19 protein-coding genes, 14 tRNA genes and 1 rRNA gene are annotated in these 26650 nt (G+C 47.7%); 9 read left to right on the top strand and 25 right to left on the bottom strand.

Features of this window, described 5'->3' with window-relative positions:
- Nucleotides 1-183: 183 nt before the first annotated feature.
- The 3 genes from EDM21_RS24120 to EDM21_RS24110 form a co-directional block, all read right to left on the bottom strand.
- Nucleotides 184-1839, bottom strand: coding sequence for an extracellular solute-binding protein (locus EDM21_RS24120; RefSeq protein ID WP_157338903.1), 1656 nt, complete (start codon nucleotides 1837-1839; stop codon nucleotides 184-186).
- 64 nt (nucleotides 1840-1903) lie between these two features.
- Nucleotides 1904-2791: a carbohydrate ABC transporter permease gene (locus tag EDM21_RS24115; protein WP_157338902.1), complete on the bottom strand. Its 888-nt coding sequence runs from the start codon at nucleotides 2789-2791 to the stop codon at nucleotides 1904-1906.
- 12 nt (nucleotides 2792-2803) lie between these two features.
- Entirely contained in the window at nucleotides 2804-3667 is an 864-nt protein-coding gene (locus EDM21_RS24110) for an ABC transporter permease (RefSeq protein ID WP_157338905.1), read from the bottom strand.
- A gap of 475 nt (nucleotides 3668-4142) precedes the next feature.
- On the opposite strand from EDM21_RS24110, the gene EDM21_RS24105 reads away from it, so the two are divergent.
- Nucleotides 4143-4913: a gluzincin family metallopeptidase gene (locus EDM21_RS24105; RefSeq protein ID WP_157338901.1), complete on the top strand. Its 771-nt coding sequence runs from the start codon at nucleotides 4143-4145 to the stop codon at nucleotides 4911-4913.
- 79 nt (nucleotides 4914-4992) lie between these two features.
- Nucleotides 4993-5835, top strand: a complete 843-nt coding sequence (locus tag EDM21_RS24100) for an ROK family protein (protein WP_157338900.1) — start codon at nucleotides 4993-4995, stop codon at nucleotides 5833-5835.
- A gap of 223 nt (nucleotides 5836-6058) precedes the next feature.
- Here EDM21_RS24100 and EDM21_RS24095 read toward each other — a convergent pair whose 3' ends face one another.
- Together EDM21_RS24095 and EDM21_RS24090 are read right to left on the bottom strand one after the other, a co-directional pair.
- Nucleotides 6059-6895: a sulfurtransferase gene (locus EDM21_RS24095; protein WP_157338904.1), complete on the bottom strand. Its 837-nt coding sequence runs from the start codon at nucleotides 6893-6895 to the stop codon at nucleotides 6059-6061.
- A 99-nt stretch (nucleotides 6896-6994) separates the two neighbouring features.
- Nucleotides 6995-7462 carry a GNAT family N-acetyltransferase gene (locus EDM21_RS24090; RefSeq protein ID WP_157338899.1) on the bottom strand — a complete coding sequence of 156 codons (468 nt, stop codon included), beginning with the start codon at nucleotides 7460-7462 and terminating at the stop codon, nucleotides 6995-6997.
- Between the two features lie 264 nt (nucleotides 7463-7726).
- On the opposite strand from EDM21_RS24090, the gene EDM21_RS24085 reads away from it, so the two are divergent.
- Together EDM21_RS24085 and EDM21_RS24080 are read left to right on the top strand one after the other, a co-directional pair.
- Nucleotides 7727-8173: a MarR family transcriptional regulator gene (locus tag EDM21_RS24085; protein WP_157338898.1), complete on the top strand. Its 447-nt coding sequence runs from the start codon at nucleotides 7727-7729 to the stop codon at nucleotides 8171-8173.
- 186 nt (nucleotides 8174-8359) lie between these two features.
- Nucleotides 8360-8863 carry a GNAT family N-acetyltransferase gene (locus tag EDM21_RS24080; protein WP_157338897.1) on the top strand — a complete coding sequence of 168 codons (504 nt, stop codon included), beginning with the start codon at nucleotides 8360-8362 and terminating at the stop codon, nucleotides 8861-8863.
- Between the two features lie 86 nt (nucleotides 8864-8949).
- Here the strand turns inward: EDM21_RS24080 and EDM21_RS24075 are convergent, their stop codons facing one another.
- On the bottom strand, nucleotides 8950-9252 hold the full coding sequence (locus tag EDM21_RS24075) for a 4a-hydroxytetrahydrobiopterin dehydratase (protein ID WP_157338896.1): 303 nt from the start codon (nucleotides 9250-9252) through the stop codon (nucleotides 8950-8952).
- Nucleotides 9253-9273: 21 nt separating this feature from the next.
- Nucleotides 9274-11604, bottom strand: coding sequence for an ATP-binding protein (locus tag EDM21_RS24070; protein ID WP_166542168.1), 2331 nt, complete (start codon nucleotides 11602-11604; stop codon nucleotides 9274-9276).
- A 61-nt stretch (nucleotides 11605-11665) separates the two neighbouring features.
- On the opposite strand from EDM21_RS24070, the gene EDM21_RS24690 reads away from it, so the two are divergent.
- Nucleotides 11666-11830, top strand: a complete 165-nt coding sequence (locus EDM21_RS24690; protein WP_166542167.1) for a hypothetical protein — start codon at nucleotides 11666-11668, stop codon at nucleotides 11828-11830.
- Nucleotides 11831-11971: 141 nt separating this feature from the next.
- Here the strand turns inward: EDM21_RS24690 and EDM21_RS24065 are convergent, their stop codons facing one another.
- The 3 genes from EDM21_RS24065 to EDM21_RS24055 all read right to left on the bottom strand — a co-directional run bounded on the left by EDM21_RS24065 (nucleotide 11972) and on the right by EDM21_RS24055 (nucleotide 15625).
- The gene (locus tag EDM21_RS24065) at nucleotides 11972-13180 is read right to left on the bottom strand and encodes a cytochrome P450 (RefSeq protein WP_157338894.1); all 1209 of its coding nucleotides are present in this window, start codon (nucleotides 13178-13180) and stop codon (nucleotides 11972-11974) included.
- Nucleotides 13181-13456: 276 nt separating this feature from the next.
- Nucleotides 13457-15256 (bottom strand): DNA helicase RecQ, encoded by a 1800-nt coding sequence (recQ, locus tag EDM21_RS24060; RefSeq protein ID WP_157338893.1) that lies wholly within the window; start codon nucleotides 15254-15256, stop codon nucleotides 13457-13459.
- Nucleotides 15257-15325: 69 nt separating this feature from the next.
- Nucleotides 15326-15625, bottom strand: a complete 300-nt coding sequence (locus EDM21_RS24055; RefSeq protein WP_157338892.1) for a hypothetical protein — start codon at nucleotides 15623-15625, stop codon at nucleotides 15326-15328.
- A 564-nt stretch (nucleotides 15626-16189) separates the two neighbouring features.
- On the opposite strand from EDM21_RS24055, the gene EDM21_RS24050 reads away from it, so the two are divergent.
- The 4 genes from EDM21_RS24050 (at nucleotide 16190) to EDM21_RS24040 (ending at nucleotide 24182) form a co-directional block, all read left to right on the top strand.
- On the top strand, nucleotides 16190-17767 hold the full coding sequence (locus EDM21_RS24050) for an SWIM zinc finger family protein (RefSeq protein WP_157338891.1): 1578 nt from the start codon (nucleotides 16190-16192) through the stop codon (nucleotides 17765-17767).
- Nucleotides 17764-20652 carry a DEAD/DEAH box helicase gene (locus EDM21_RS24045; RefSeq protein ID WP_157338890.1) on the top strand — a complete coding sequence of 963 codons (2889 nt, stop codon included), beginning with the start codon at nucleotides 17764-17766 and terminating at the stop codon, nucleotides 20650-20652. Before EDM21_RS24050 ends, EDM21_RS24045 begins: the two co-directional genes overlap by 4 nt.
- Before the next feature lie 122 nt (nucleotides 20653-20774).
- Nucleotides 20775-20855 (top strand): putative holin-like toxin, encoded by an 81-nt coding sequence (locus EDM21_RS25605; protein ID WP_219819079.1) that lies wholly within the window; start codon nucleotides 20775-20777, stop codon nucleotides 20853-20855.
- A 435-nt stretch (nucleotides 20856-21290) separates the two neighbouring features.
- Nucleotides 21291-24182: an ATP-binding protein gene (locus EDM21_RS24040; protein WP_157338889.1), complete on the top strand. Its 2892-nt coding sequence runs from the start codon at nucleotides 21291-21293 to the stop codon at nucleotides 24180-24182.
- Between the two features lie 807 nt (nucleotides 24183-24989).
- Here the strand turns inward: EDM21_RS24040 and EDM21_RS24035 are convergent.
- The 15 genes from EDM21_RS24035 to rrf form a co-directional block, all read right to left on the bottom strand.
- A tRNA-Arg gene (locus EDM21_RS24035) sits at nucleotides 24990-25063 on the bottom strand.
- 7 nt (nucleotides 25064-25070) lie between these two features.
- A tRNA-Pro gene (locus EDM21_RS24030) sits at nucleotides 25071-25144 on the bottom strand.
- Between the two features lie 10 nt (nucleotides 25145-25154).
- Nucleotides 25155-25231, bottom strand: a tRNA-Arg gene (locus tag EDM21_RS24025).
- A 9-nt stretch (nucleotides 25232-25240) separates the two neighbouring features.
- Nucleotides 25241-25315: transfer RNA gene (locus EDM21_RS24020), tRNA-Gly, on the bottom strand.
- 8 nt (nucleotides 25316-25323) lie between these two features.
- Nucleotides 25324-25407: transfer RNA gene (locus EDM21_RS24015), tRNA-Leu, on the bottom strand.
- Nucleotides 25408-25420: 13 nt separating this feature from the next.
- Nucleotides 25421-25496, bottom strand: a tRNA-Lys gene (locus EDM21_RS24010).
- An 8-nt stretch (nucleotides 25497-25504) separates the two neighbouring features.
- A tRNA-Gln gene (locus EDM21_RS24005) sits at nucleotides 25505-25579 on the bottom strand.
- Between the two features lie 25 nt (nucleotides 25580-25604).
- Nucleotides 25605-25680 (bottom strand) — tRNA-His (locus tag EDM21_RS24000).
- A 34-nt stretch (nucleotides 25681-25714) separates the two neighbouring features.
- A tRNA-Asp gene (locus EDM21_RS23995) sits at nucleotides 25715-25791 on the bottom strand.
- A 10-nt stretch (nucleotides 25792-25801) separates the two neighbouring features.
- Nucleotides 25802-25875, bottom strand: a tRNA-Met gene (locus EDM21_RS23990).
- 17 nt (nucleotides 25876-25892) lie between these two features.
- Nucleotides 25893-25968, bottom strand: a tRNA-Val gene (locus tag EDM21_RS23985).
- Between the two features lie 53 nt (nucleotides 25969-26021).
- Nucleotides 26022-26093: transfer RNA gene (locus tag EDM21_RS23980), tRNA-Glu, on the bottom strand.
- Between the two features lie 13 nt (nucleotides 26094-26106).
- Nucleotides 26107-26180, bottom strand: a tRNA-Met gene (locus tag EDM21_RS23975).
- Nucleotides 26181-26191: 11 nt separating this feature from the next.
- A tRNA-Ser gene (locus EDM21_RS23970) sits at nucleotides 26192-26283 on the bottom strand.
- A gap of 51 nt (nucleotides 26284-26334) precedes the next feature.
- A 5S ribosomal RNA gene (gene rrf / locus EDM21_RS23965) occupies nucleotides 26335-26451 on the bottom strand.
- Nucleotides 26452-26650 lie beyond the last annotated feature (199 nt).

Here is a 26650-nt window from a genome sequence, read left to right as displayed (position 1 = left end):
CACCTGGCTTTGGAGAACCGGTGGCTCAAAACAGAAACTTACTGCATTTTTGAGTTTTTTATTTCTCCAAACAAGACAAACTCCTGAGTTCCATTCGGAACAAAGGAGTTTGTCTGCAATCTGAAAGGATGCACAAATGTGCATCCTTTTTAACCGATTGAATTTCCGAATTGTAATAAAGAATTACTTCTTCTTCATTTTCTCTTCGTTTTCTTTCCATTTCTTAGTCAAATAAGTGTTGAGTTTCTCGATTCCGAGAGTTTGGGCATCTTTCTCGCCTTTATCAAGGATAGCGATAACTTCTTCTTCGCTCTTAGCTAGGATAGCTTGAGCGCGTACTTTCTTGTAAAGCTCGATCCAACGCTCACGGATAAGACCTTCCGAGCTATCCGGAGCTGGCTCGATACCGCGCATTGCAGTCAAGTCTTTGTGTGTTTTCCAAGTGATCGTTTGCTGATATTTTGTTTCCCATGATTGTTTTTCTTCTGGCAGCGACATTTCCGCTTTTAATTTGATTGCGTCATTATAAGTGGAATTGCCGACGAATTGAAGATCATTCGTAGCATTCATATTCTTGGTGCGCTCTTCCGGCTCGTTGAAGAACTTCTCAGTTAGGTTAGGCATACCATCTTTATCCACACCTTGCCAGTACATACCTTCAGGTCCCCATACAACAGCGTTCATACCTTCTGGACTTGTCATCCAATCCAAAGTTGCAAAGATTTTTTCTGGATCTTTGGCTTTGGTCGTAATAGCCGCTGCGTTCCATCCAAGACGATCGTAGTGGGCAACTGTGATTTTAGTCTTATCAAGACCTGCTTTGTGAATCGGCCAGATCATGAAGTAGCCATCATTTGGATCTTTCTTCACGAGTTCAGCATCTGCTTTTGAAGCATATTCAATTGCGGTAACGTCCGCATAGACAGCAACACGGCCAGTGTTCAATTTCTCACGAACTTGATCCACTGTTTGTGTTAATGCATCTTGAGTCATCAGCTTCTCGCGGTGTAATTTATTCACATATACCAATGATTCTCTGTAAACCGGATCTGCGAACAAGGACGTAAATTTGCCATCCTTAGGCATAGCACGCAATGTACCTGCGTAACTTGCAGGTGTTTCTTCTGCGAATGCGGATAACAGAATATCTACACCTTTTCCTTCTTGTGCTTGACCAGGCTCAAACGGAATAATATTCGGGTATTTTTCCTTTACAAGCTTCAGGTAGTTGTACAGATCATCCGTCGTCTCAAGTTTTGGCTTGCCCAATTCGTTGTAGATTTTCTTGTTTACAACATAACCGGCATTACCAGTAGGTTTATTGGTGTACCAGTTCGGGAACAGGTACAATTTTCCGTCTGGGGCGCGAAGCATATTAAGGATTTCATCGCCTGCCCATTTTTTAAGGTTCGGATATTTATCCAGATAAGGGTCTAGAGGCACTAGTGCGCCGTTATCGCGCAGACGGTCGAATTTATCACGGTCTCCCCATACTACGTCCGGAAGCTCGTTACCAACAATGAGGGTATTCAACTTAGAGTTTGCGTTACCTTGAGATTGAACCGGAACAATGTCCAATTTCATTTTTTCTTTAACTTCTTTTGTAAAAAGGTCTTTGCCCCATACAGGCATTGTATACCAATCGTAGTTACCAAATAGTGAGAAACTGAATGGCTCACTACCTAATTTCCAAGCTGCTGAAGAGTTACCATCAGGTTTATCTGTAGTTTTAGGATCGCTCGTTGCAGTAGTATCGCCTCCGCTACATCCTGTTACAACCATAGCCAGCGCTAAAGCCGCTGCGAGTGGAGCCGACCCTTTTTTAAGCTTATTGCTCATGTTTTTATGCCCCTTCCCATTCTTTGAGATTATATGCTTAAAGCTGATCGCTTTGAAGCCAGACCTATTCTTTCAGAGAACCTACAAGTACGCCTTTGACAAAATAACGCTGTAAGAACGGGTATACCATGATGATCGGAAGCGAGGTAACCATCATTGTCGCCATCATCAATGACTTCGTTGTATACTCTTGTCTCTTAGCAAGATGACTTGCCGCTGCCGTGTCGGCATTCAACTCCGTAGCGATGTTGGAATCCAGTGTCTGTTTGAGTATGGTCTGAACCGGGAGTAAATCCGGAGTAGAAATGTAGATGGAAGCCACGAACCAATCGTTCCAGTGGGCAATCGCCGTAAAGAGAGAAAGAGTAGCAACTACTGGACCTGATAATGGAACTACAATTCTAAGAAAAGTAGACCAGTAGCCACAGCCGTCAATGCGTGCCGCATCTTCCAAACCCGCAGGAATTTCTTTAAAAAATGTTCGGAAGATAATCATGCTCCATACGCTGACCATGGATGGAATAATAAATACCCAGAATGAGTTGAACAATCCCAAGCTCTTAATCAGCAAGTAAGTCGGAATGAGTCCACCGCTAAAATACATGGTAATGATAGCAAATGTCATGTAGTAATTGCGGCCTACAAGTTCTTTTCTCGACATTCCGTATGCAAATAATGCCGTTACCGCAATTGTCATGAATGTTCCCACGATGGTACGTGCAATCGAGACCACGAAACCTGAAAGAATACGGTCATCGGCTAAAACAATCTTGTAGTTCTCCAGAGTGAATTCACGAGGCCAGAATGTAACCCCGCCCAAGGCTGTATCCATCCCCTGGTTAAAAGATACAACGGCCGAATTCCAGAAGGGGTAAAAAGTAACAAAAGCGAGAAGCGTAAGTAAAATGTATATGACAATACCGAAAATGCGATCTTCCAAACCCATCTTCATGCTATTTCCTCCCTACCACAAGCTGTTGCCGGTTTTTCTCGCAAGATAGTTGGCCGTTGTCAGCAGTACGACGCTCACAACTGCTTTGAACAAACCTACCGCCGTTGCGAATGAATACCGGTTTAATCTAATCCCCATTCGATACACATAGGTATCAATAACGTCTGATACGTCTTGAAGTGCCGGATTGACACCAAGAAGCAAGAGATCCTCGAAACCTGCATTAAGCAAGTTGCCGATAGCCAGAATGGAGAAAATCATGACAACAGGCAGGATACATGGAAGCGTAATCAGATAGGTCATGCGGAACCGGCTAGCTCCGTCAATTGCTGCGGATTCGTAAAGACTTGGATCAATAGAGGAAATAGCAGCCAGATAAACAATCGATCCAAATCCGATTTCTTTCCATACGTTTGTAGTGACCAGAATCGTCCAGAAATAGTCCGGGATAGACATGAACGGTATCGGTTCATCTGTAAGTCGCATGCTCTCCAGTAACATGTTAATACTGCCATTATCTGTCGAGAGCATAGCTATTGCGAAGTTAGCAACGATTACCCAAGACAAGAAGTACGGCAGATAACTAACCGTTTGTACGATTCGTTTGAAGAACATATTCCGGACCTCATTCAGCAGAATAGCCAGAATGATTGGAGCCGGGAAACCAATTGCCAGCTTCAGGAAACTGATAACGAGCGTGTTACGCATAACCATAGGCAGTTCCGGTGATTGGAAAAAGTCGATGAAATGCTTAAAACCTACCCAAGGGCTGTCTCCGTACCCTTTAAAGACGTTGTAGTCTTGAAATGCGATGATAACACCATACATCGGAAAATAGCTGAACACCAGAATTAAGACGAGTGCGGGCAGTACCATCAGCTGAAGATCCCACTGTTTCAACCATGTCTTAGTTCGGGATTCTCTAGGCTTTGCCGCAGGGCGACCCGTCCGGATCGATGTAGCGGTTTCTTTCAAACCGACCACCCTTTCGTATTTCGTTGTTGATACGTTTAATCTTATAGCGAAAGGGGTACGCCGCCTACTTGCCTAATCAATGAAATGTTATAGTATTCAATGAAAGCGTATAACTCTTGACCAGACATTGATTTGATCCATGATTTTACAAATTTTATATCATGTAAAATTTTATTTAAACAAAATTTTACAAGCGGATAGAATAACTTAAATGCATCACATATAAACCAAGTATCGTTTTAAAAGTCATCTGGCTTTTGCTTGTTTAAGGCCGATTTGATATAAGCATTTTCCCCACATCCTAATTTATGGTATTTTAATTGCAGGATTTATAATTTGCTTCTAATTAAATCAAATGAATTCAGGAGGATTGCCTATGAAATTTAGTAAGAAGCGAGACAAATTCGTTCTCTTCGCCAGCTTGTTGCTAGCCGCAGCAGTACTCATTCAACTAACCATGTATGCCGAGCCCGCCCGTGCTGTTATGGTTAATTACTCTAATCTTAACTTGATAGCACCAGATGTTTATGTTGAGCCTGGCTTACTCGGTGAAACCCAAGATGAGTTAATGAGCCATCTGCATTCCTCGGATAAAAAAATCGCAGCTGTCTTCGGCAAAAGAACATCTACACCCTATCTGATCTATGTAGAATCACAAAATGAACAGAAGAAATATGCTAAAAATCCGACCGGACAGACTTATTACTACCCCTGGAAAAATTACATCGTCATTGGACCTAAGGGTCTCAATGAGAATGTCATCTCTCATGAATTTGCTCATGCAGAATTGAGGGAGAGATTGAATAACAAGAACAAAGTACCCGTGTGGTTTGATGAAGGATTAGCCGCCATGATTGATGGAAGATACACGACTAACGAATCCGTATGGAAACAGTTAACGAACGATGGAACGAAACCTATAAATTACGATGAATTAAATTCACATCAAGCATTCAGTTACGGAACTAAAGAAGCTTGGAATCATTATAATTTGGCAAGTTATGAAGTGAACAGGTGGTATACACTCGTAGGTGAACCCGGATTGAATCGATTAATCAGCGAATTAAATGACGGCAAGGATTTCAAAGAACAATATAAAATCATAGAAAGTGAAGCCAAGTTCATACCAACTGATCGGACCTCTTAATTGCAAAAATCAGACATCCTGCAACTCTATCACCTGCAATACGCAGCGTACCACGAAAATGAAAAAAGGAGATAACAATATGAATACATATGTAGGCATTGAAATAGATGGCGGGCAGATGTTTATGATGGCGGAGACAGCAGAAGGATCTCTAGAACATACAGTACCAACAGGTGCCGATTGTACGCTGCTTCAACTTCAGCAGGAGGTCGAGGCCTTTGTATCAAAGCTGCCCTACACTCCACGCGGAATCGGAATGGGCATGCCGGGACTGGTCATCGGAAGCGACAAAGTAGAGCTAAGTCATGTATTGCCTGCGTTAAACGGCGTTACAGCCGCTATGTTCGAAACGTCAGCAAACATTCCTGTAGCATTTATTAATGATGTGAAGGCAGCCACAATGGCTGAAGCCGCCTACTTCACCGACAACGAAACGGTTATCGTCATCATGTCCGATGCTTATATCGCGGCAGGCGTTGTAGCCTCCGGTGAATTACTGCTTGGCGCGAAGGGTTGGAGCGGTGAGATGGGCTATATGATCCTTACTGTGGACGGGGAAGCAGTACTGCTTGACACTCTAGCCAGCGGCCAGGCCATTATGGATCAAACGGGTATGGATGATGCTGCGCTGCGCAAACATCTGGAAGCAGATGATGAGCAAGTTACTGGTCTTATAAACCAAGCAGGGGAGTACTTCGGGTATGCTTTAACTAATTTGCTGCACATGTATAACCCGGATGTCATCGTGGTTGGCGGAAGTACACCGACCTACAAAGGCTATATGGAAGCTGCGAGGGAGGCCCTCGAAAGGCACGCTTTACCTGAATTACTTAATTGCTGTACGTTAACGACACCAAAGATTCAGAACCGTGTGATTGCTTTCGGTGCCCGGGAGTGGATCCGCAAATGTACGCAGCTTTGATGCAATAGAGGTGCGCATCTCCGTTGCGAAGCTGATATACCGTGAGCCGACAAAGCCGTCTGCTGGCCGTTCTTTAAGATTGCTCAAGCTGCAGTTGGCTGCGGGACTACTGCAGCACATATTGACAAACCTTTGAGTGAAAGCCCAAAAAGGGCCGCAACAGGTCACTTGCTCCTAACCTGTCACAGCCCCCAAACCCGCGTCCGGCGCGGCCTCTTGGCTCTTATTCTTCTCCAGTCGCCACTGGATTCTCAGGATAACTGACCCAGTCGCTCCAGCTTCCCGCATACATCTTCACGTTGCGGAATCCCGCCTCGCTCAGCGCGATCACATTCGGACAGGCGGTTACGCCGGAACCGCAGTAGACGATGAGCTCTTCTGCGTCTTCAAGCCCGCTGAACCGTTCACGCTGTTCTTCGGGACTGCGCCAAGAGCCTTCCGCATCCAGCCCATCCTTCCAGAAACGATTGCGCGCGCCCGGAATATGTCCGGCAACCGGATCAATCGTTTCCTGCTCGCCCCGATAACGGCCTCCATCACGAGAATCGATGAGAATCGTTTGAGGCGTGTTGAGCTTGGCTTTCACCTCGTCCATGCTGGCCAGCATATGCCTCTGCACCTTGGGCGAGAATACGGCAGCATGCGCCTCCGGTATAACGGAAGACACCGGATAGCCTGCTGCCTTCCAACGGGCGTAGCCTCCGTCAAGCACGTACACGCGCTCGTGGCCCAGGAAGCGCAGCATCCACCACAACCGGGAGGCCATTGCGCCGCCTTGGTCGTCATAGGCAACAACCGTCTTCGACGCATCTACTCCGATCGCGCTCACACGCATGGAGAACGTGCCCAGGTCAGGCAGCGGATGACGGCCGCCATGCTCGCGCTTGTCAGCAGACATATCGTCTTCAAGATCCATGAAAAAAGCACCGGGAATATGATCGGTTCCGTAACTTTGACGGCCGCTCCAAGGCTCGCCCAGAACGAAACGGCAATCCGCAATAATAAGATCAGGGTCCTGCAGGTGATCGTAAAGCCATTCCAAGCCGACGATATTCTTCATCAATAGTCCTACCTCCCAGCCCCGAAGAGCTCCTATCATGTTATAACCAAATAACTGCATTCAATTATAAAATAAAATGGCGGAAATTGCCTTTAAAAGTTAGTCGCCGATGCCGATCCTTGGTTTTATGGAGTATGGGTACCACTCATCGCGCTCTCCGCCCATTTTTTCGTAGAATTGCTGGGCTTCCACATTATCCTTAGAAGTTTCCCACAGCATGGCCCGGTAACCTTTATAAGCGGCATATTGGCTGCATGCGCGGAACAACTTGGTGCCGACCCCTTGAGACCGGCATTTGTCCGTTACAAAAAGATCATTCATAATAACAACCTTACCGCTGCGGAGTGTACTATATGTAAAATATAAGGTAGCAAAGCCGACCAGTTCCCCTTCGTGAACGGCTACGAACTGAATACCGGCCTGCTTCTCCATCAACACATCCAAAAGTGCCTCAAGTCTAACTTCTTCCGGACGCGGATAATGGTAAAAGTCAAAAATGTACCGGTTCATTAATTCACGCAGAGCATCGCGATCCGCTAACTCCGCCTCTCTAATTTCAATACGCATACGCAGCCTCCTCTTCCCTCTCATCTTCCCTTGTTTTACCAATTTTGTCACTTTGTTTTTTCGATAGAAGCAGGTTGTTATTTATGCAGGTTCGATTATTCAAGGAATTTTTCATGAAATACACGAAGGATTATAAGACTCAGTTTACCATATTGACACCCTTATTGAAAAACCCTATAGTTGTATATGATTTAGATTCTATAAATTTTACATCTAAAATAGCAGCTGTAATCCACGACTTTGACTCCAGAGGAGACCCCCACTATGCCCAATCGAGAACATATCGAAATGGATACTGCTTTCAGGCAGCTTCTGCGGAAAATGTCCAATGAATGGACAAAATGTGTAGACCGTTCCTTCTCCAAGTCGCAATTTCTTATCCTTGAGATACTAAGTAAAGAAGGCCCCCAGAAAATTTCGAGTCTGGCCGATGCTTTGTTTATTACCGCCGGGGCTGTTACCGGCATGTCGGATAAATTAATCGCCAGCGGCTTTTCCGAGCGTATCCGCACGGAAGAAGACCGGCGCTGCGTCTACCTCGCCATAACGGAGGAAGGCAGACAGATGGTTGCCTCAATGGGAGCTTACCGGCATAATATCATTGAGCGTATGCTTCAAGGTTTGACAGATGAAGACATGAGCAACATGACGCGGATTTTTTCTCATATGATTAACAATCTCGATGCGGACGAACCGTCCGATAAAAAGTAACGCTCCAGGTTTTACTCCTATGCTAAATCTCGGCCCTTTCTTTTCCGGATACCGGAGGGGAGGGCCTTTTTGCGTTATCCGGATCTCCAGAAAATCCACAAGCTCTTGTGTCATATTGTGGAGATCTATTTTATAATGAACAAGCATAGTACCGACCGATATTCTTCAGAGAAAGGAAGCGAGAGAATGAACAACCCATTAAAATGGTGCATACGTCCCTTAACGGAGCAAGATGGTATGGAAATCTGCACTTGGTCCTATCCCGCTCCCTATGATGTCTATAATTGGCCCAGTTGGGACCAACTATCAGCAGGCCCTGATGAATTTGCTGATTCCGATATCCGAAACCAGCAGTATGCAGCTCTTGAGAATGAAGAAGGCACACTGTGCGGATTCGTCCAGTTCTTTCCGTTAACGGAGGTCATTCGTCTGGGCCTTGGCCTCCGGCCTGATTTATGCGGACGCGGCACGGGTGAAGCATTCGTCCAACTGCTCATTACGGAAGCGCAGAAACGCAGACCCGGACAGGAAATCGACTTGGAAGTTCTTGTGCGTAATGAACGGGCCATTAAAACCTACATCCGCGCCGGATTCGCAATTACCGACACTTATGAGCGGATGACTCCGTCGGGAATGGCATCTATGCATTGTATGGTGTATCAGCCTGCGGAAGAAGTAGAGCCGGTTTAAATTATCCACTTTTGCTCATACGAAAAAAAGGGCCTGTCTTCCTTGCGGCCCCCTTCTAATTCCTTCTGACGCTAGTCATGTAACTGTTACCCCCGTGCCGGGAGTACACCGTCATATTGAACCGCGGAAGTAAAATCCATATCCGACAGTCCACTCACATCATGGGTACTAAGCTGCATCGTAACCCGCTTGCCATCCACTTTAATCAAGGGATGATGTTCAAGCGACTCCGCCACATCCGCTACGCGGCTTACAAAATCAATAGCATTCCGAAAATTTCCGCATTCATACGTCTTTTCGATCGTGCGCTCATCCCGTAAATTCCATCCGTTAAGACCTGCCAACTTTACAGCAATTTGATCATGAGAAAGTTTATCTGCAGAAGCCATCTGTATATCCCTCCTTTCCCTCTATGCAATCATACCCTCTAAGAAGGGGATCCGAATCTCAATACGAACCCCTTGTCCGGTATTCGTATGGATTGCAAAATCGCCATCCATCAGCAGTACACGCCCCTGCATTTGATCAAGTCCGATGCCGGATCGGCTCGCAACCCTTTTATTAAGGGAGCCCTCCTTCTGGAGCAGCTCAAAACCAACTCCGTCATCTTCATAGGAAAGTTCAATGCAGCCGCCATCTTCAGAGAGACAGATCCGAACATTCTCTGCATGGGAATGCTTTTTGGCATTGTTCAGGAGCTCCTGTACCACCCGGAAAAGATGCTTTTTACGTTCTACATCCAGTAATTCGATATGAGCGGAGCAGTTCCCCTGAAACTCCAGCTGGAATTCACAGTAGGCACTTTCTACATCGACCAGCTTCTGGATACTGCCTATCAGCCCTGCTTTCTGCAGCAAATACGGATTCAGCTCGAAGCAGTTCTGACGAAGGTTCTCATTGATCAGATCAATGTGTGTCAAAATCGTAGTAAGCTGCCCGTATTCATCCGTCATATGAGGAAACCGCTGCAGAATCGGATGCAATCGCCGCTTTAGCAGGAATAAATCCTGCATCGTTGTATCGTGAAGATCCATAGCTATCCGCATCCGCTCTTTCTCCTGAATCTCGAACATCGTTTTACGCAGCCAAACGAACTCTTCCGTTGCTTCCGAATTGGGGATGTTGGCCATCAATTCATACATTTTGAGCGTTAGCTTTCGGAGAAGATATACATTTTCCAGACTGGCAGAAAGGTATGTGATGATCAGATGAATCCACTGGCGATCCTCCATACCGAGATAAGTGTTTGATTTTTTGCCGGTCAGAACCAGAAAGCTTTTGTATTCTTCATTTTCATTGATTTTGAAAGCTGTGTATCGGTCGTCCTCGTTTACTCCCTTTTCTAACATTCTACAAACCTCTTGCTCATCAATATTGCCTGCCGTAATGACCTGGATCCCATCCGTTTCAACAAAAACAATAGCACCCCCGTGAATCTCTAAAGTATTCACTATGTCGTTAAGTATAATTTCTTTAAGTGCATTGAAGTTGCTAACCGTGCCCAAGGCTTTGGAGATTTTTTTGAGCGACTGCTGCAAAAAATATTTACGCGGAAACATAACCTTTTCGAGCCTAGTAGCAAAGTATTCCATGGAGTAAGCGAAAATTGAGAATATCACTAAGACAATGATGAAAATAAACGTTACTTCGATCCATGTAATGGAATGTTGATAAACAAATAGAATAAACCCTACTGTCAGTAAACTTGGCAGTGTAGAAACCAGCATGGTAAACAAAACGCGTCTTAGATAAAGATCAATATCATACAATTTTTTGGATAATATAAAGTAAGCAAATGACAACGGAAGAATAAGAATAAACCAACTTGTATAAAATGCACTTACTAATTCTTTATTAAAAATCAACATCGGCAGTAAAGATAAAAAGGAAAAGGGAAAGAAACAAATGATCAGAGAGTATAAAATACTTTTAATGAGGGACCTCATATATAGATTAGTCCTCAGTTGTCGGTAAGCTTGAAACAAAAAATAGATATTGGATATAATCCCAACTAAGAATAAGGGAATAACCGTGTAATTACTGTATTCATAGTATGTATGCGCATGTTTTTCAGAAAAATAAACAATTCTAAGAACGGCACCGATTCCGGCTAGTCCATATAAAACGTGCAAGATACGCTTGGGAAATACCACGGGCGCTCTTTCATTGAAAAAAGTAATTAGAAAGTGGAGAAATGCTACAGGCACAATAACAATTACAGTCGTAATAAGATATTTGCCCCAAATGTCTCCTCTGCTTGAGGCACCTAACACCATAAACTCCAGCCCGATCGTAAAAAAAACTAAAATTAAATACTTAGCGGATTGAGATTGCTTTGCTTTCACATATAAAAATGTAGCAAGAAAAAAACTGAGCACTTCAATAATAAACGCCCCTAAATCGTTAGCGTATAACGTGGCACTTTTGGGGATATGTATTTGTACGTATTCCCCATCACGCTTAACTTCGATTTGTTCGGCCTGCTCTATATTATTCCACAATCTCCATTGTTGATGTTTTTGTAACTCTTCTCCGTTGATCTTCTCAACTATATCACCAATCTCGATCCCCAATGCCTTTCCTTTTCCCAGTTTTTCGAAATCTGAGACTACCCAGCTTCCGTTGTTATCAGGGGTAATAACTGCTCCGATATATGGATAGGCGTAAACAAGCCATAAAAAATGAGTTTGAATGAGACATAATAAAAAAAATATTATAAAAAACACTTTTTTCTCTTTCATAAATATCCACTCCAGTAATATAATAGTAATAGCATTTAATCTAAAATATGAGGTGATAGTTATGCTAACAAATACAATTGTCTGGTCCCCGGAGATCAAAGAAGTCATTCGTAACATGAAAAAAGCAGGCATACAGTCCGCAGAGAAATTAAGCGAATTAGAAAAAACATCATTAGAGAAATCTTTTTCGCAAAAAAAACCTCTTGAAAGAAACTATTGGGGCTAATAGATATTTAAACATGTTTTAATTATCATTTTTTTCCTCATTTATTACAAGAGTGGAAAAATAAAAAAATGCCCTCCAATAACTTGGAAGGGCATTTTTGATCATTTATTATTTTAAATTCAATCCATGTAGCCGGACGCCTTACTCCTCCACCACAATCGACAACGATTTCAGCTCATGGCTGTTGGGTCCCAAATGATCCTTCGGTATAAAATCATCGGCCAGCCGGTACCTGGCAAAGCGCTTAACAAAAGCCTCTAACGCGTACACAGCCTCCATTCTCGCAAGGGGGGCGCCGAGGCAGAAGTGATTGCCGCTACCGAACGTCAGGTGTTTGCCCGCTCCCTCTCTGTGAATATCGAAGATTTCACCATTCGGGAACTGGCTCTCATCACGATTCGCAGAAGAAACCCAGGCGATGATAAGCTGGTCCTTCCGCATCAGCGGGCCAAAGACATCGGTATCGGACGCAATCCGCCGATCCAGAGCTATGTTAAACCGGTAACGCAGTACTTCCTCAACGGTTTGAGGCACAAGACCTGGATCTTTACGCAGCTGCCCGTAAGCATCCGGCTGATCCTCGGCTAAACAGTAGAACATGTTCGTGATCAGCGTAGTTGTCGTTTCATTACCCGCTCCGAGAAGCCCCATAACGGTTTGGACGATTTCCGTATCATTGAAGAAAGCACCTTCGTATTCAGCTTGAATCAGATCCGACAAAAGATCATCTTCAAGATTGAGGCGCTTCTCCATCACGATCGGATATAAATATTCGCTGAACTCCCGGCCTGCCTGCTCTTTAAGCCTGTTCAGTTCTTCGATACGGTTGTAATCATGGCTCATGAAGAGAATGTCGGACCACTCTTTAATTTGTTTCCAATCTCCGGTGGGAACCCCGAGCAGCTTTGCAATAACCGTTACCGGTAGCGGAACAGCGAGCTCTTCCACAATATCTACAGCCTTGCCTGCAGCAACACGCTCAATCAGTTCATGAACAAGATTTTGTATACGGGGCTTCCAGGTTTCCAGACTGCGCGGCGTAAATGCTTTGGCGAGCAGGCCCCGGCGTTTCCGATGATCCGGCGGATCAGCAAATATTAGGTTAACCTTGTTGTCCTGAAGCGGGACAGGAATCAGACTGCGGTCTCTTGCACTTGAAAAGAGCTGGTAGTCACCCGCCACCTGCTTCGCGTCTTTATACAAAAACACATTCCAGGTATCCTGCTGCTCATCATAAAAAACAGGGGAATTCTCCCGCATTTCCTTGTACCAGGGATAAGGATTCCAGAACTGCTCCTTTGTTTTGAAGCGGGTAATCTCCTGAAGATAAAGCTGTTCCTGCGTCTTCATCTGTTTTCCTCCTTTGACTTCCTGACCAAGAGTGAAAAGGACATTCAGGCAGACCATCTTTAATACTATCTAGAACAACACCAAATAATGGAGTAAATTAAAGTCTATCAACCAACCCTATTCTACCATTTTTTACTTTATATGTATAGTTTCTCACCTACCCCTAGACCCTACCATCCAACTCAATATAAAAATAAAACAAACGGCCCCCTCAGCAGGAACCGTTTGTTCACGTTCTATAAAATCCATTATGCGGTTATAAGAGCGGCCGTACACTTAAAACTCTCCCGCGTGCGCCTCCTGCTCGCGCACATAGGTTTGCAGAAGCTCCAGGAACGGGAGACCGTAGTTGCGAAACTTCACTTCGCCAACTCCCTTGATCTTAAGCATTTGCGCTTCGGTAGTCGGGCAGCGCTCACTCATCTCACGCAGGGTGCTGTCGTTGAAGATAATATACGGCGGCACTTTCTCCGTTGCTGCCATATCGCGGCGAAGCAGACGAAGCTGCTCGAAGAGCGCGTTGTCCACAGCCGATTCCAGCGGCTGGCTCGGGGCGACCTTCTGGTACACCTGCACACGCCCCTGCAGGACTTCTACCGCCGGAGCCTGGAGTCTCACCACCGGGTACTGCCCTTCCGACAAGCCCATGTAGCCTTCGGCAATGAGTACGTTGATGAGATCCGCTATCTCTTTCTCGGTCCGGTCCTTCATGATCCCGTACGTCGGCAGCCGGTCGAATTTGTATTGCAGCACCTTCTTATTGCGCGAGCCCTTCAGCACTCCGGCCACCATGGAGATACCGAAGCGCTCCTGCATCCGCCGGACACAGGAGAAGATCTTCTGGGCTTCGACGGTAATATCGACCGTCTCCCGGTCGTCTTTGCACGAGCTGCAGTTGCCGCAAGGCGTCTGCTCCCCCTCATCGCCGAAGTAGTGCAGAATATGATTCTGCAGGCAGCGGGGCGTATGGCAGTAATCAATCATCGTCTGCAGCTTCTTGTACTCATTGCTCTTACGCTCCGGCGAGAGCTGATTCTGCTCAATCAGGAACTTCTGTGTCAGAATATCCTGTGCGCTGAACAGAAGCATGCATTCACTCGGGTCCCCGTCTCTCCCCGCACGTCCCGCTTCCTGATAATACGCCTCCATATTCTTAGGCATATTATAGTGAATGACATAGCGGACGTTTGATTTGTCGATTCCCATGCCGAATGCGTTAGTGGCTACCATCACGCGGACGTCATCGTAGAGGAACGCCTCCTGATTACGGCCCCTTTCCTCGTCTGACAGCCCCGCATGATAACGACCGGCAGCCAGCCCTTTGCGGCGCAGCTGCTCGTACAGCTCGTCCACATCTTTGCGCGTTGCCGCATAGATAATGCCCGGCTGATGCGTGTGAGCCTTCGCATAGTCGAATACGAAGTCCCGCTTGTTCACACCGCGCAGGACGGATAACTCCAGGTTGTCCCGGCCGAAGCCGGTCACGACAACCTCGGGCTGATCCAAATCGAGCAGACGGGCGATATCTCTCGTCACCTCTGTCGTCGCTGTAGCCGTAAAAGCGGCGACCAGCGGACGGGTCGGCAAATCGCGCACGAACGGCGCAATATTGACATAACTGGGACGGAAGTCATGTCCCCACTGCGAGACACAGTGTGCTTCATCTATCGCAACGAACGAAATGTTCATCGAATGCATCCATTGGCGGAACCAATCCGACTCCAGACGCTCCGGAGCAATATACAGCAGTTTATATTTGCCCTGCATGGCTTCGCGGATTCGTCTCCCGGCCTCGCCCGATTCCAGCGTACTGTTAAGGAACGTCGCCGGTATTCCTACCGTATGCAGAGCATCGACCTGATCCTTCATCAATGAAATGAGCGGCGAGACCACTAATGTAACTCCGTCCATCATCAGCGCAGGAATCTGGTAGCAGATCGATTTGCCTCCGCCCGTCGGCATAATGCCGAGCGTATCCCGCCCTTCCATCAGTGCGGTAATGATCCGTGTCTGCCCTTCCCTAAACTCCGGGTATCCGTAATATTGCTGCAGAAGCTCTTTCGCTTTGGCTAGCATGTTTGGTTGCACCTCTTGTTCTTTTCCTAAGCACGGCAAAAAAGTACAGGACAATTTTACTTGCAGGGGTTATGCCGATATCAGCCGTACAATCGTAACGACCTGATCCTCGTGATCAATCTGAATCAGATGCTTATCTTTCAAATAGCGTACCTTCGCATCCGCTACCTGCAGCAGCGGCTCTGACCCGAGTCCATAGAAAATATCATCTGCCAGCGTGCGGAGACATTCCTGCCGCTCCTCCTCCGGGAGTTCTTCCCAGTCGGTCTGAGCCATTTCAAAAAAATCATAAATTCCGTCCACACGGTCAAGCCCCTTCACCAGATCCACAATAATGTCCTCGTATTCCCTGCCGAACTTGATTCCCATACGCTTTGAGCGCCTCCTTGAATTGGAAAAAGCTCCTGCTCTGGAGCTTATTCATGTGTCTTTAAGTATACCATCGCCTGATTCCAAATCCAAACTTGCGTTCGTTTTTGTGCTAGTTTACCCCTTTTTCAAATCAGACAGACCTTATGTGGTAAAATAGATAGACTGTACCTATTACATTCAATAGGAAGCGGTATTGTGCTCCGCAGCTGTCTGTTCTTTCTTGAAATTAATTCTTATGTGTTCGATTGTCAACGAATTACGAAGACAGACCCGCTGAGCGCACAGCCTGATTCACTAAAGCCTTTGCTTATCTGATAAAAGCTGCTGTGCCTAAATACGTTTGTTACTAAACGGACTCAGGTACAGCTCGGATTCATAAACTAAAACAAAGCTCCTATTCTTGCAGTACCTTTTGCCTGCCGGCTTGAAAGCGATTCCTTAACACATTGACTGGCAGAGCATGTCTAAAATTTCTTCCATTAGCCGATCCTAAACCAATGGGCAAAACAGGAAAAAATCTGGTACTATGGAGAGTAAGGATCAACTCGGAGGTTCAGACGGATGCTCAAACTGCAAATCCCCAAGAACAGAATGAACTACTTGATCAAGCAGATGCAGATCCACATGGACCCCGAGGACGTTGAACGGGGTTGGATGTATTTTCACAAGGGTCGCGTCACAGGTGCTGAACTTGTAGGGGCTGTCGTCCAGGCTTCTGTACGGGGCAAGGAACGGTATACGACGACTATTAATCTGGAGAACTTCTCGGCTGGAAGCTGCAATTGTCCCTTTGACAAGCCCTGTAAGCATATGGGCGCGGTTATTTTTGCGCTGTATACGCCGCACGGCCGGCCGGAACTGCTTGTGCAGGAGCTCAAAAGAGCTATGCTTACCAAGAAGAAATCATCCCGGGACCGCAACAAAGAAAGCTCCCGCGCTACAGAGCCCGTCCCTAACGGTGCTTCAGCGGAGTGGCATCGTTTTTTTGAAGCCCAATATCATGGCTTCTCGATTTCCCATCAATACTCATTTGATCTATTCGTATCCTCGGCATTCGAAAGATTCAGAGCCTATGCCGCGAGCTGGGCAGACGATATAAGATTGCTGTACGACCTGCACGTCATCCTGTTTGTCATGCACCGCATGGAACAGTTTTTTACCGACACGAAGAACTCTTATTTATCCGGCTACCATGAGTCCAATGCCAAAACTGCAGCAACCGAGTGTCTCACCAGGTTGGACAATCTTATGCAATCCCCTGGACTGGAGGACTCCCTTAAGAAGCATCCCAAGCTGTGGCAGGAAGCTCTGCGCCGGTTGGGTGCACTTGCACTGGAAGGACAGGATAGTCCTATTGACTGGCTCTATGTCTACCGGACCGTATGGTGGAGTTTGTCAGAACGACCCGCATGGATCCAGAAAGAAAAGGTCCGGCTTGATAAGCTGCTGACAGATTCAGAAGCAAAGCCGCGTAAACAGGATGCTCTGCTTATTGCGCGGGCGCATTTTGACTTTATAGAGAACCGTACGGATGAAGCCATTGAGCGTCTGGAGAAGCTTCATAAAAGAAGAGCCCAGAACTTCCTCCTCTATATGAAACGCTGTCATGAGCAAGCACAGTGGGAGCAGCTGCTCGCATGGCTGCGCTGGCTCGCTCCTACTATGCAATCGGCTTCGCAGGAAGACTTCCGGCTGCTCTGCCAATATTGGACCGATTCCGCCAAACACGCGGACGCCGATGCCGAATGGGTTCAGCTTATGGAGACTCTGCTGCCCCGCTCCTATTATGTCTATACCGGCTATTTGCTGCAGACCAAACGGTACCGGCAGTGGATTGACCTGCAGCTCGCTAACCGGATCGGACCGCAGAATCTATACGCGCTGGAACTGCGGGCCGTAGAAGAAGCCGATCCCGCACTGCTTCTTCCGCTGTATCACCAGGCGGTTGAGCGGTCTGTTCTTGAGAAGAACCGCACCTCCTATAAAACCGCTGTCCGCATGCTGAAGAAACTTGAGAGCTGTTACCTTGCGCTGGGGCGTGAGCGGGAGTGGGATATCTACATCAACCGCTTGGCAGACCACTTCTCCCGGCTCCGCGCGTTTCAGGAAGAACTGCAGAAAGGACATTGGATTCCATGATAGAAACAAGCCCGCTGACTGTTCACGCCGTCTGGATGCCCTCCGGTTCCTTCTTTGTATGGGGAACACGGGAAAACGGCGGCATCTGGGATGCTCATGATTTGAAGGGCCTGCTTTTCGCATGGCATGCACCCTCTTTTTACGGCACTTTTATAGAATCCATAGACTGGGGCCACAGGGAAGGTCTAGCCATCCCCGCTTTGACGGCCCTGGATTTCTTTGGCAAACCCCAAACGGTTCAACATCTGGCCATACGCTGGGATGCGGAAACTTCCGCTCTGCGGCGCCTGGCCCCTTCCATTCGCGAAGCGCTTAGTGAAGGACGATTCGTCCCCGACTATGAGCAGTGGAAGGCCGGCAATCTGAGCTGGAAGCTCCAGCTGGAAGGAGAAGCAGCCGCTTCTGTCACCTCCCAGTCGGAGCTCTGGCTGGATCAGCTTATTCCAGCCTGGGTCGAAGCCGACGGCAGCCGCAAAGCGGCGCTGCGCCGTCTTGAAGAGGCGCATCCGCTGCTGCGCCTCGGTTCCCGTCCGGCCGACACCTGGCTGGACGAAGAGGACTGGCTGGTCGCGATCGGCTGGAAACACGATCCGACGCCATTCCGCTGCAGCCTCCAGCTGCTTGAGCCCGAAGGCGACTCCAGCTGGTCACTGCAGGTGCTTCTGCAGGACCGTGCCGACGACACGGTCCTGCGCGCTGTGACTCCGGCCGGAGGGCTGCAAAGCGGCGAGCAGCCCCTGCCGGAGTCTTGGACGCCGGACCTCGGACGAGTCCAGCGCGATATCGGCAGATGGCTGCGCCTTCTGCCCTGGCTGAACGCGGCGGATGGCGGGGGCCCCGCGCGGCTGCGCACGCAGCTCAGCGAAGAGGAAGCCTGGCGCTTCCTCACGGAAGGCAGCGTGCGGCTCGTCGAGGCAGGCTACGCTGTTATGCTGCCTGCCTGGTGGGAACGGGCGCGCAAGCTCCGCCCGAAACTGCAAGCCAAGCTCAAATCTTCGCTTGGCGGTGGAGGCGAGTCGATGTTCGGTCTCGGTCAGCTGATGCAGTTTGACTGGAGGGTCGCCATCGACGATCTCGAGCTAAGCGAGGAGGAATTCCTCCAATTGCTCGAAGAGAAGCGCAAGCTGATCCGCATCCGCGGCCGCTGGGTCCAGCTGGACCCGCAGTTTCTGCGGCAGGCGGAGGAACTGCTGGCGCGCTCGAACCGCCAGCAGGGTCTTACGCTGCGCGAAGTGCTTGAGCTGCAGCTCCTTAGCGGAACTGCCGACGAGGGCGTGGCGGAAGCTGCGGACGGTGATGCCGATCCGGATGAGAGCCGCCCTCCTTCCGTCGAGATCGAGCTGACGGGTCAGCTGCGGCGCTTATTCCAGCAGCTGACCCGCACAGCCGAACTGCCGCGTATCGAGCCTCCTGCGTCTTTTAAGGGGACCCTGCGCCCCTATCAGCTGGAAGGCAGTACGTGGCTGCTCTTCCTGAGGCAGTTCGGCCTCGGAGCCTGTCTGGCCGATGACATGGGTTTAGGCAAGACGATCCAATACATCACCTACCTGCTGCAGGTGAAAGCTAGCGAGAATCCCGGCCAGCCTTCGCTGCTTATCTGCCCTACCTCTGTAATCGGCAACTGGCAAATGGAGCTTCGCCGCTTTGCGCCGAATTTGCGGGTCCATGTGCATTACGGCCCTCAGCGCGCCAAGGGATCTTTCTTTGAAGAATCCCTGCAAAAAGCGGATCTGGTGATTACTTCGTATACCTTGTCCCACCTGGATGAAGAAGAGATCCGTGAAATCACATGGAGTTCCATTTGTCTCGATGAGGCTCAGAATGTAAAGAATCCGTATACGAAGCAGGCTGCCGCCATACGAAGTTTCCAGGCACAGCACCGGATAGCATTAACGGGTACTCCTATGGAGAACAGGCTTACCGAACTCTGGTCGATTTTTGACTTCTTGAATCCCGGCTATCTGGGGACGTTAGCGCAGTTCACACGCCGCTTCGTCACACCTATCGAGAAAACCCGGGACAGCGGCTTAATTAGCGGCGTCCAGCGTCTCGTGAGACCTTTTCTGATGCGCAGAATTAAGAAAGACCCTGCCATTCAGCTCGATTTGCCCGAGAAGAACGAATCCAAAACCTTTGTTACGCTAACCGCCGAACAAGGCACGCTCTATGAGCATTATATACAAGAATTATTTCAGAAAGTGGATGCCATGTCTCCTATGGAACGCAGGGGACACATCCTCGCAGCTCTAACGAAGCTGAAGCAGATTTGCAACCATCCTGCTCTTATTCTGCGTGAGGGATCCCGTGCCAACTGGCAGAACCGCTCAGGCAAAGTCGAGCGCCTCCTGGATATGATCCAGGAACTGCGCCAGCAGGGAGATAAGTGCCTGATCTTTACCCAATTCGTAGAGACCGGACATCTGCTCCAGGAAATTCTTCAGAATGAACTCGGTGAACCCGTTTCTTTCCTTCACGGGGGTACCCCCCGTCAGACACGCGATGCGATGATCGCCAGGTTTCAGAACGCGGATGGAGAAATTGCACCGGAAGAACAGTTCTCGGTCTTCATACTCTCGCTCAAAGCGGGAGGAACCGGCCTTAACCTCACGGCCGCTAATCATGTGTTCCATTTCGACCGCTGGTGGAATCCTGCCGTTGAGAACCAGGCTACCGACCGGGCTTTTCGCATCGGTCAGACCCGCGATGTTCAGGTTCACAAGTTTGTATCCTTGGGCACGCTGGAGGAAAGAATCGACGAAATGATTGAGCGCAAGCTTGGACTCAGCGAACAAATTGTAGGCAGCGGAGAGAACTGGATTACGGAACTTTCCACGGACGAGCTCAAGGATATGCTATCCTTGCGGATGGAATGGATGAATGGATGACACCATGCATGAATTGGTAAAAAATGCTATAACTTTTCCCATATCGGTGGTATACTATACTTACAATAGACTAGGCATTCGAGGGTGGTCGGCTAACCTTCTTTAAGTGGAGGTGATGCCCTGTGGAAGTTAAAGACGCTTTGACGCTAATGATTTCATTCGCGAGCTTAGTGGTTCTCATTCTTTCACAGAAAAAGAAATAGACCTCCCTTGGGCTAGCGGCCTTGGAGGTCTATCTTCGTCACAAAGTATACAGCTGATCACCCTTGAAGGGCGAGCTATTGGAACTGACCGCTTTGATGCCCCCGCATCAGCGGTCTTTTTTGCGTAGGAACACGCTTTAGTGTATTCAGCTGATGCTTAACCCGGCACCATTGCTCCGAAGACACATAAATATCTATACGTTGGTTACCCGTATTTTAACACAGTGCATCAGCAAATTATAATCAAAACTTTGTGATGCTGATTGTGGGACGAGTCAGACAAGTCAGCTCGTCCTACCATTATCTTACATTAAAAGACGACTGAAAACAATCCTCGTTTTGATCGTTTCATGGAGGATTCCGTCAGCTGGTGTCGAATGTTGAAAGTTGCTGAATTTTTCCAGCGCCAACTTTTTAGAAACCAGGTGAAGGTATTTGAAAACGACACGTTCTCGGTTATCGATGTCCTATGTTTTTGCTATTGTTCTGCTTCTCGCCCTTGTCGGGACTTCTAGTTATATCTCTTCTTTAAACATGGAAAAACAGAGTGATGCCGTTATTGAAGACGCTATGCCCGTTATATCTGCCGCTAATAACTTACTTCAGGATCTGCTTAATCAGGAAACTGGAATACGGGGCTACCTGATAACTGCCGATGAGTCTTTTCTCGAACCTTACGAGAAAGGTAAAACCCAGCTTAAGCAGGATCTCGAAACCATTCATAAACTCGAAGCGGGACATGCGGATCTCAGGGCCGTTATCCAGACTGAAGTCACGCCTCAGATTGACAAAATGGTTAGCTTCTACTCCTCTCAAATCGAACTGGTGCAAACCGGTAAAATAGAAGAGGCACGCAAGCGGATCAGTAAAGGGAAGGAATACATGGATGAGTATAGGACCATTCATGTAAAAGTAGCGGATGTCCTGCAGACGGTCAGCGACAATTCGCATGAGTCCATCAAGAAAGCAGGTTCCGTTTCCCGTTTCATTATTTTGAGCGGAGGTCTCCTGGGGATTATTCTCGGTGTGTTCTCGGGCTTTATTCTTCTAAGAGCAAGCCGGGCGGAACGACAGCTTCGCAAAAGTGAAGAAACATACCGTTTTATGGCCGAAAGTTTGGAAGCTCAGAACGAAGAAATCATTGCCCAGCAGGAAGAGCAGCAAATCACGTTATCCAAATTATCGGACCGGGAGCGGGAGCTTGAACTAATTTCAAACTATCAGGAGAAATTGACGGGCTTTACTGAGCTTAAACAATTTCTCCGCCATTCTATTCCCGCCCTGCTTGATTCTTTGAGTTATGACGCCGCGTTAGTTGTGGTGGAAGATAAAGAAGCCGAACAGTTCGAAGTACTCTTCTCAAGCGGCTATCCGCAGAACTTTACTTACCGGGTCAGACAAGAGCTCTATGGTCCTGCACGGCGCTTGTTCGATGAGGGACGTTCCTTCGTGCAGAAACGTGAAGCCAGCGAGAATGAGCGCGGCCTGCACGATGGGATCTCGGTCGCTATCGACCATTACTTCCCTCTCCAGGATGAGCAGCAACGGATTATTGGTTATCTTCTGCTGACCAACTATCATGAGCTTGATCGTCATGAAGATAAAGAACGGTTGACCCAAGGCCTTATCCGCCAGTTTGATCTCGCCTTCTACGCACAGATGACCAATGATGACCGCCGGAAGCAATCCCTGAATTTAAGCGAATTGAATGAACAGCTTATTCAGGAGAAGCAAAACATAGAATCCCAGCGCGATCTGATCAAGGGTATCCTTGAATCTGCACATGAAGGGATGATGATGTGTGACCGTAACGGTAAAATTCTGATCGCCAACAGACAGATGGAGAAGTACTTTCACCTCAATCACCAAATCGGCCAGGATTTTGTGGAGTCATGCAAAGAAATTGCGGCAACTTCAAACGGGTTTATCAACGTCTCCCAATCGATCAAAGCCTTATTTGAAGGAGACATTGACCGTTTAATCGAACGGTTTACGTTTATGAATGGTGAGGAGCCTCTCTTCACAGAGATTTACGCAACTTCGGTTGGCGAGAATGGCAACGCCGATTCCGGCTTCTTGTTTGTTTTCCGTGACCGGACCGAGGAAGAACGCATTGATGCCATGAAGAATGAATTCGTCAGCATCGTTTCTCATGAGCTGCGTACACCGCTGGCCAGTGTACTTGGCTTTATCGAAATTCTGATTCATAGAGAACTATCGCGGGAGAAACAGCAGAAATACCTGGATACCATCTTTAAAGAGGCTACCCGCCTCTCCAACTTGATTAATGATTTCCTGGATCTGCAGCGGATGGAATCAGGGCGGCAAATTTATCATTTTGCCCCGGTCGATATTAAAGAACTTGTGAACGACGTAGTCGATAAATGGCAGGACAAGCAGAATCACGAAATTAAAGTGTACAGCGAGTCCGCTGAGAACTGGGTTCGTGGGGATAGTGACAGACTGCGTCAGGTGATCCAGAACTTGCTCAGCAATGCGATTAAATACTCCCCTGGAGCGCAAGAGGTGGATATCCGTATCCGTCAAGTCGATGGCTCCGTTTTGATTGATATTAGGGATTATGGACTAGGAATCCCAAATGAAGCCAAAGAGTATTTGTTCTCGAAATTTTACCGGGTGGACAACTCGGACCGCAGACAGATCGGCGGTACTGGACTTGGCCTTGCAATTGTCAAAGAAATCGTAGAAGGTCATAACGGAATGCTGACGTTCCAGTCGGAGATGGGCAGGGGATCGACGTTTACGATTGCTTTAGAACCCTTTGAGATGGTTTCCTTGAACGGCCGGATCGTTATTTTCGAAGACGATGATAACCTGGCCAAACTTATTCAAGTTGCGCTGACTAAACTCCAGCTGCCGTCTGTACAGCTTCGTTCCGCGGAAGAGGGCATTCTCTCCCTGCACCGTAAAACGACAGAAGCTCCGCTTCTCTTTATCGTGGATATTCATCTGGAAGGCGCTCAGACGGGCTGGGACTTCCTTGCTGAGCTTTATCATCACCCTATCTACAACAGAACGCCTGTCATCGTCTCTACGGCTCTGGAACCTCCTATGGACTATCATGAGAAAGACATTGAGAAGTTTATGCGAAAGCCATTCACCATGGAACGACTGATACAAGTAGCTCAAGACCTGATCAGCAACCGGCATAAGCCTTCATATGTGTTTCCGACACAGGACAGGAATCTTATTACAACCTCTCTGGAGCGTAATGGGATTAAGGTAAATGAAATAAAAGAAAGCTCAGACATGATCGAGTTTGAAATCAACACCGATGATAATGATCCGAATGCAGATAAATCGTAAATCTAAATCCTATACCGATATTCTACCTGTGCACAAAAGAGGCTGTCGTGAAGTCCTGTGACTTCCGACAGCCTCTTTCTCTATCTTTCACTGTTATTAAACCCATCCTGGTTGCTGGAGTTGTATAACTGTTAAAGAGTCCCTAGATATCTTCGTTTTGCTGGGACTGAACCCGCAAGAACTGTCCCACGAGTAAATCTATTTTAATTACACCCTCGTCAATTACATCTTTAACACACGCTCTTATGTGTGTTCAATTTGCGTGTTTCTTCTTTAGCATGTGTTTTGTTATTCCTGATGTGTTGGCTTTGTAATTTCATGTATCACTTCGTGATTGTCATCGCAGGTCAAGAAAGTATCTCTCATCACACCAAGAAGCCCAGTATCCAAGTACAAGGTCCTTAGCAAAAATAGAGCTAACAAAGCCTTTGAAAATATTTTAGAGAAATTAAATATACAACCGATCTCCATTCATGGTTTGCGGCATACACATACAAGTATTCTTCTTATAGAAAAGCTACTATTTATTATGTATCCGAAAGATTAGGGCATGGTGATATTGATACAACAATGCAATATTATGTACATATCGTAAAAGAGCTGAGAGAACAAGATGAGAAAACTACGACGACCATTTTTGAAGAAATGGCAATGTAGTAATGAAACGTGTGCGTGTGCATTTTTTGTGCATTTAGTTTTAAAATTATATGACATACTATGTTATTCGTTCATAACGAAAAAATCGCTCAACCCCTTGATAAACAAGGAATTAAGCGATTCTAACGGTATCTAATGCGAATTAGATTACGTCCCAGGAGGGATTCGAACCCCCGACAACTCGCTTAGAAGGCGAGTGCTCTATCCAACTGAGCTACTGGGACAAACGTATCGGGACGACACGATTTGAACATGCGACCCCCTGGTCCCAAACCAGGTGCTCTACCAAGCTGAGCTACGTCCCGACAAAAAATATGGCGTGCCCTGAGAGATTCGAACTCCCGGCCTTTTGATTCGTAGTCAAACGCTCTATCCAGCTGAGCTAAGGGCACGTATGAAGTTGGAGCGGAAGACGGGAATCGAACCCGCGACCCTCGCCTTGGCAAGGCGATGCTCTACCGCTGAGCCACTTCCGCATAATAAATGGTGCGCGTGGAGGGACTTGAACCCCCACGTCAAAGACGCTAGATCCTAAGTCTAGTGCGTCTGCCAATTCCGCCACACGCGCACATAAGTGAAAATGGTGAGCCATGAAGGACTCGAACCTTCGACACCCTGATTAAAAGTCAGGTGCTCTACCAACTGAGCTAATGGCTCGAAATAAATGGCTGGGGATATAGGATTTGAACCTATGCATGACGGAGTCAAAGTCCGTTGCCTTACCGCTTGGCTAATCCCCAACATCTAACATTCTTAATTAAGGAATGGGGCGGACGAGGGGAATTGAACCCCCGAGTGTCGGATCCACAAACCGATGCGTTAACCACTTCGCCACGACCGCCACACGGACATAACGCTTGTTATAAAAAACTAAATGGCGGAGCTGACGGGATTCGAACCCGCGGTCTCCTGCGTGACAGGCAGGCATGTTAGGCCTCTACACCACAGCTCCAGGTAATTAATTGCGGGGGCAGGATTTGAACCTGCGGCCTTCGGGTTATGAGCCCGACGAGCTACCGGGCTGCTCCACCCCGCGTCAGTTAAAGCTACATATGGTGGACGCTGACGGGATCGAACCGCCGACCCTCTGCTTGTAAGGCAGATGCTCTCCCAGCTGAGCTAAGCGTCCATGATGCTGATTCTAGTTGCCTATTCCTAGCTGTTACCCAATAAGGAATAGTATGACCCGTAGGGGATTCGAACCCCTGTTACCTCCGTGAAAGGGAGGTGTCTTAACCCCTTGACCAACGGGCCTTGTATGTATCTATAGCGGCGGAGGGACTCGAACCCACGACCTCACGGGTATGAACCGTACGCTCTAGCCAGCTGAGCTACGCCGCCTCATAATAATCTGGCGGAGAGAGAGGGATTCGAACCCTCGAGACGCTTTTGGCGCCTACACGATTTCCAATCGTGCTCCTTCGGCCAGCTCGGACACCTCTCCATCGTGTGAGGCCAGTTAAATCCCCATAAAAAAACCCACTGTAGTGGGCCCGCTTGGCAACGTCCTACTCTCCCAGGACCCTGCGGTCCAAGTACCATCGGCGCTGGAAGGCTTAACGGTCGTGTTCGGGATGGGTACGCGTGGTTCCCTTCCGCCATCGTCACCAAACAGGATGTTCCGAAGTGATAGAGACTTCGAAAATCGCAGCATCTCCTTGCGGATATACCACTTCGATCAGGGTTGTACCCTGAAAACTAGCAGCGAAAGATGTAAAAGATCCATCCAAAGATCTTGTGGTGCACCGCCTAAGCGATGCTTCCGATGACGGCCTCTACTCTCGTAAAGACCTATAGGTCAAGCCCTCGAC

The organism is Paenibacillus lutrae (genome assembly GCF_009757775.1).
Lineage (GTDB): Bacteria > Bacillota > Bacilli > Paenibacillales > NBRC-103111 > Paenibacillus_F > Paenibacillus_F lutrae.
Note: the sequence above shows the minus strand (reverse complement) of the source record. Positions and strands in the feature narration are given on the sequence as shown.

Excerpts from the sequence above, each read along its gene's own strand:
- EDM21_RS24065 (WP_157338894.1), bottom strand. The coding sequence starts at position 13,180 with ATGAAGACGCAGGAACAGCTTTATCTTCAGGAGATTACCCGCTTCAAA.
- EDM21_RS24690 (WP_166542167.1), top strand. The coding sequence starts at position 11,666 with ATGCTAACAAATACAATTGTCTGGTCCCCGGAGATCAAAGAAGTCATT.
- EDM21_RS24085 (WP_157338898.1), top strand. The coding sequence starts at position 7,727 with ATGCCCAATCGAGAACATATCGAAATGGATACTGCTTTCAGGCAGCTT.
- EDM21_RS24110 (WP_157338905.1), bottom strand. The coding sequence starts at position 3,667 with ATGGTACTGCCCGCACTCGTCTTAATTCTGGTGTTCAGCTATTTTCCG.
- EDM21_RS24070 (WP_166542168.1), bottom strand. The coding sequence starts at position 11,604 with ATGAAAGAGAAAAAAGTGTTTTTTATAATATTTTTTTTATTATGTCTC.
- EDM21_RS24050 (WP_157338891.1), top strand. The coding sequence starts at position 16,190 with ATGCTCAAACTGCAAATCCCCAAGAACAGAATGAACTACTTGATCAAG.
- EDM21_RS24090 (WP_157338899.1), bottom strand. The coding sequence starts at position 7,462 with ATGCGTATTGAAATTAGAGAGGCGGAGTTAGCGGATCGCGATGCTCTG.
- EDM21_RS24105 (WP_157338901.1), top strand. The coding sequence starts at position 4,143 with ATGAAATTTAGTAAGAAGCGAGACAAATTCGTTCTCTTCGCCAGCTTG.
- EDM21_RS24120 (WP_157338903.1), bottom strand. The coding sequence starts at position 1,839 with ATGAGCAATAAGCTTAAAAAAGGGTCGGCTCCACTCGCAGCGGCTTTA.
- recQ (WP_157338893.1), bottom strand. The coding sequence starts at position 15,256 with ATGCTAGCCAAAGCGAAAGAGCTTCTGCAGCAATATTACGGATACCCG.
- EDM21_RS24100 (WP_157338900.1), top strand. The coding sequence starts at position 4,993 with ATGAATACATATGTAGGCATTGAAATAGATGGCGGGCAGATGTTTATG.
- EDM21_RS24045 (WP_157338890.1), top strand. The coding sequence starts at position 17,764 with ATGATAGAAACAAGCCCGCTGACTGTTCACGCCGTCTGGATGCCCTCC.
- EDM21_RS24115 (WP_157338902.1), bottom strand. The coding sequence starts at position 2,791 with ATGAAGATGGGTTTGGAAGATCGCATTTTCGGTATTGTCATATACATT.
- EDM21_RS24080 (WP_157338897.1), top strand. The coding sequence starts at position 8,360 with ATGAACAACCCATTAAAATGGTGCATACGTCCCTTAACGGAGCAAGAT.
- EDM21_RS24075 (WP_157338896.1), bottom strand. The coding sequence starts at position 9,252 with ATGGCTTCTGCAGATAAACTTTCTCATGATCAAATTGCTGTAAAGTTG.
- EDM21_RS24055 (WP_157338892.1), bottom strand. The coding sequence starts at position 15,625 with ATGGGAATCAAGTTCGGCAGGGAATACGAGGACATTATTGTGGATCTG.
- EDM21_RS24095 (WP_157338904.1), bottom strand. The coding sequence starts at position 6,895 with ATGAAGAATATCGTCGGCTTGGAATGGCTTTACGATCACCTGCAGGAC.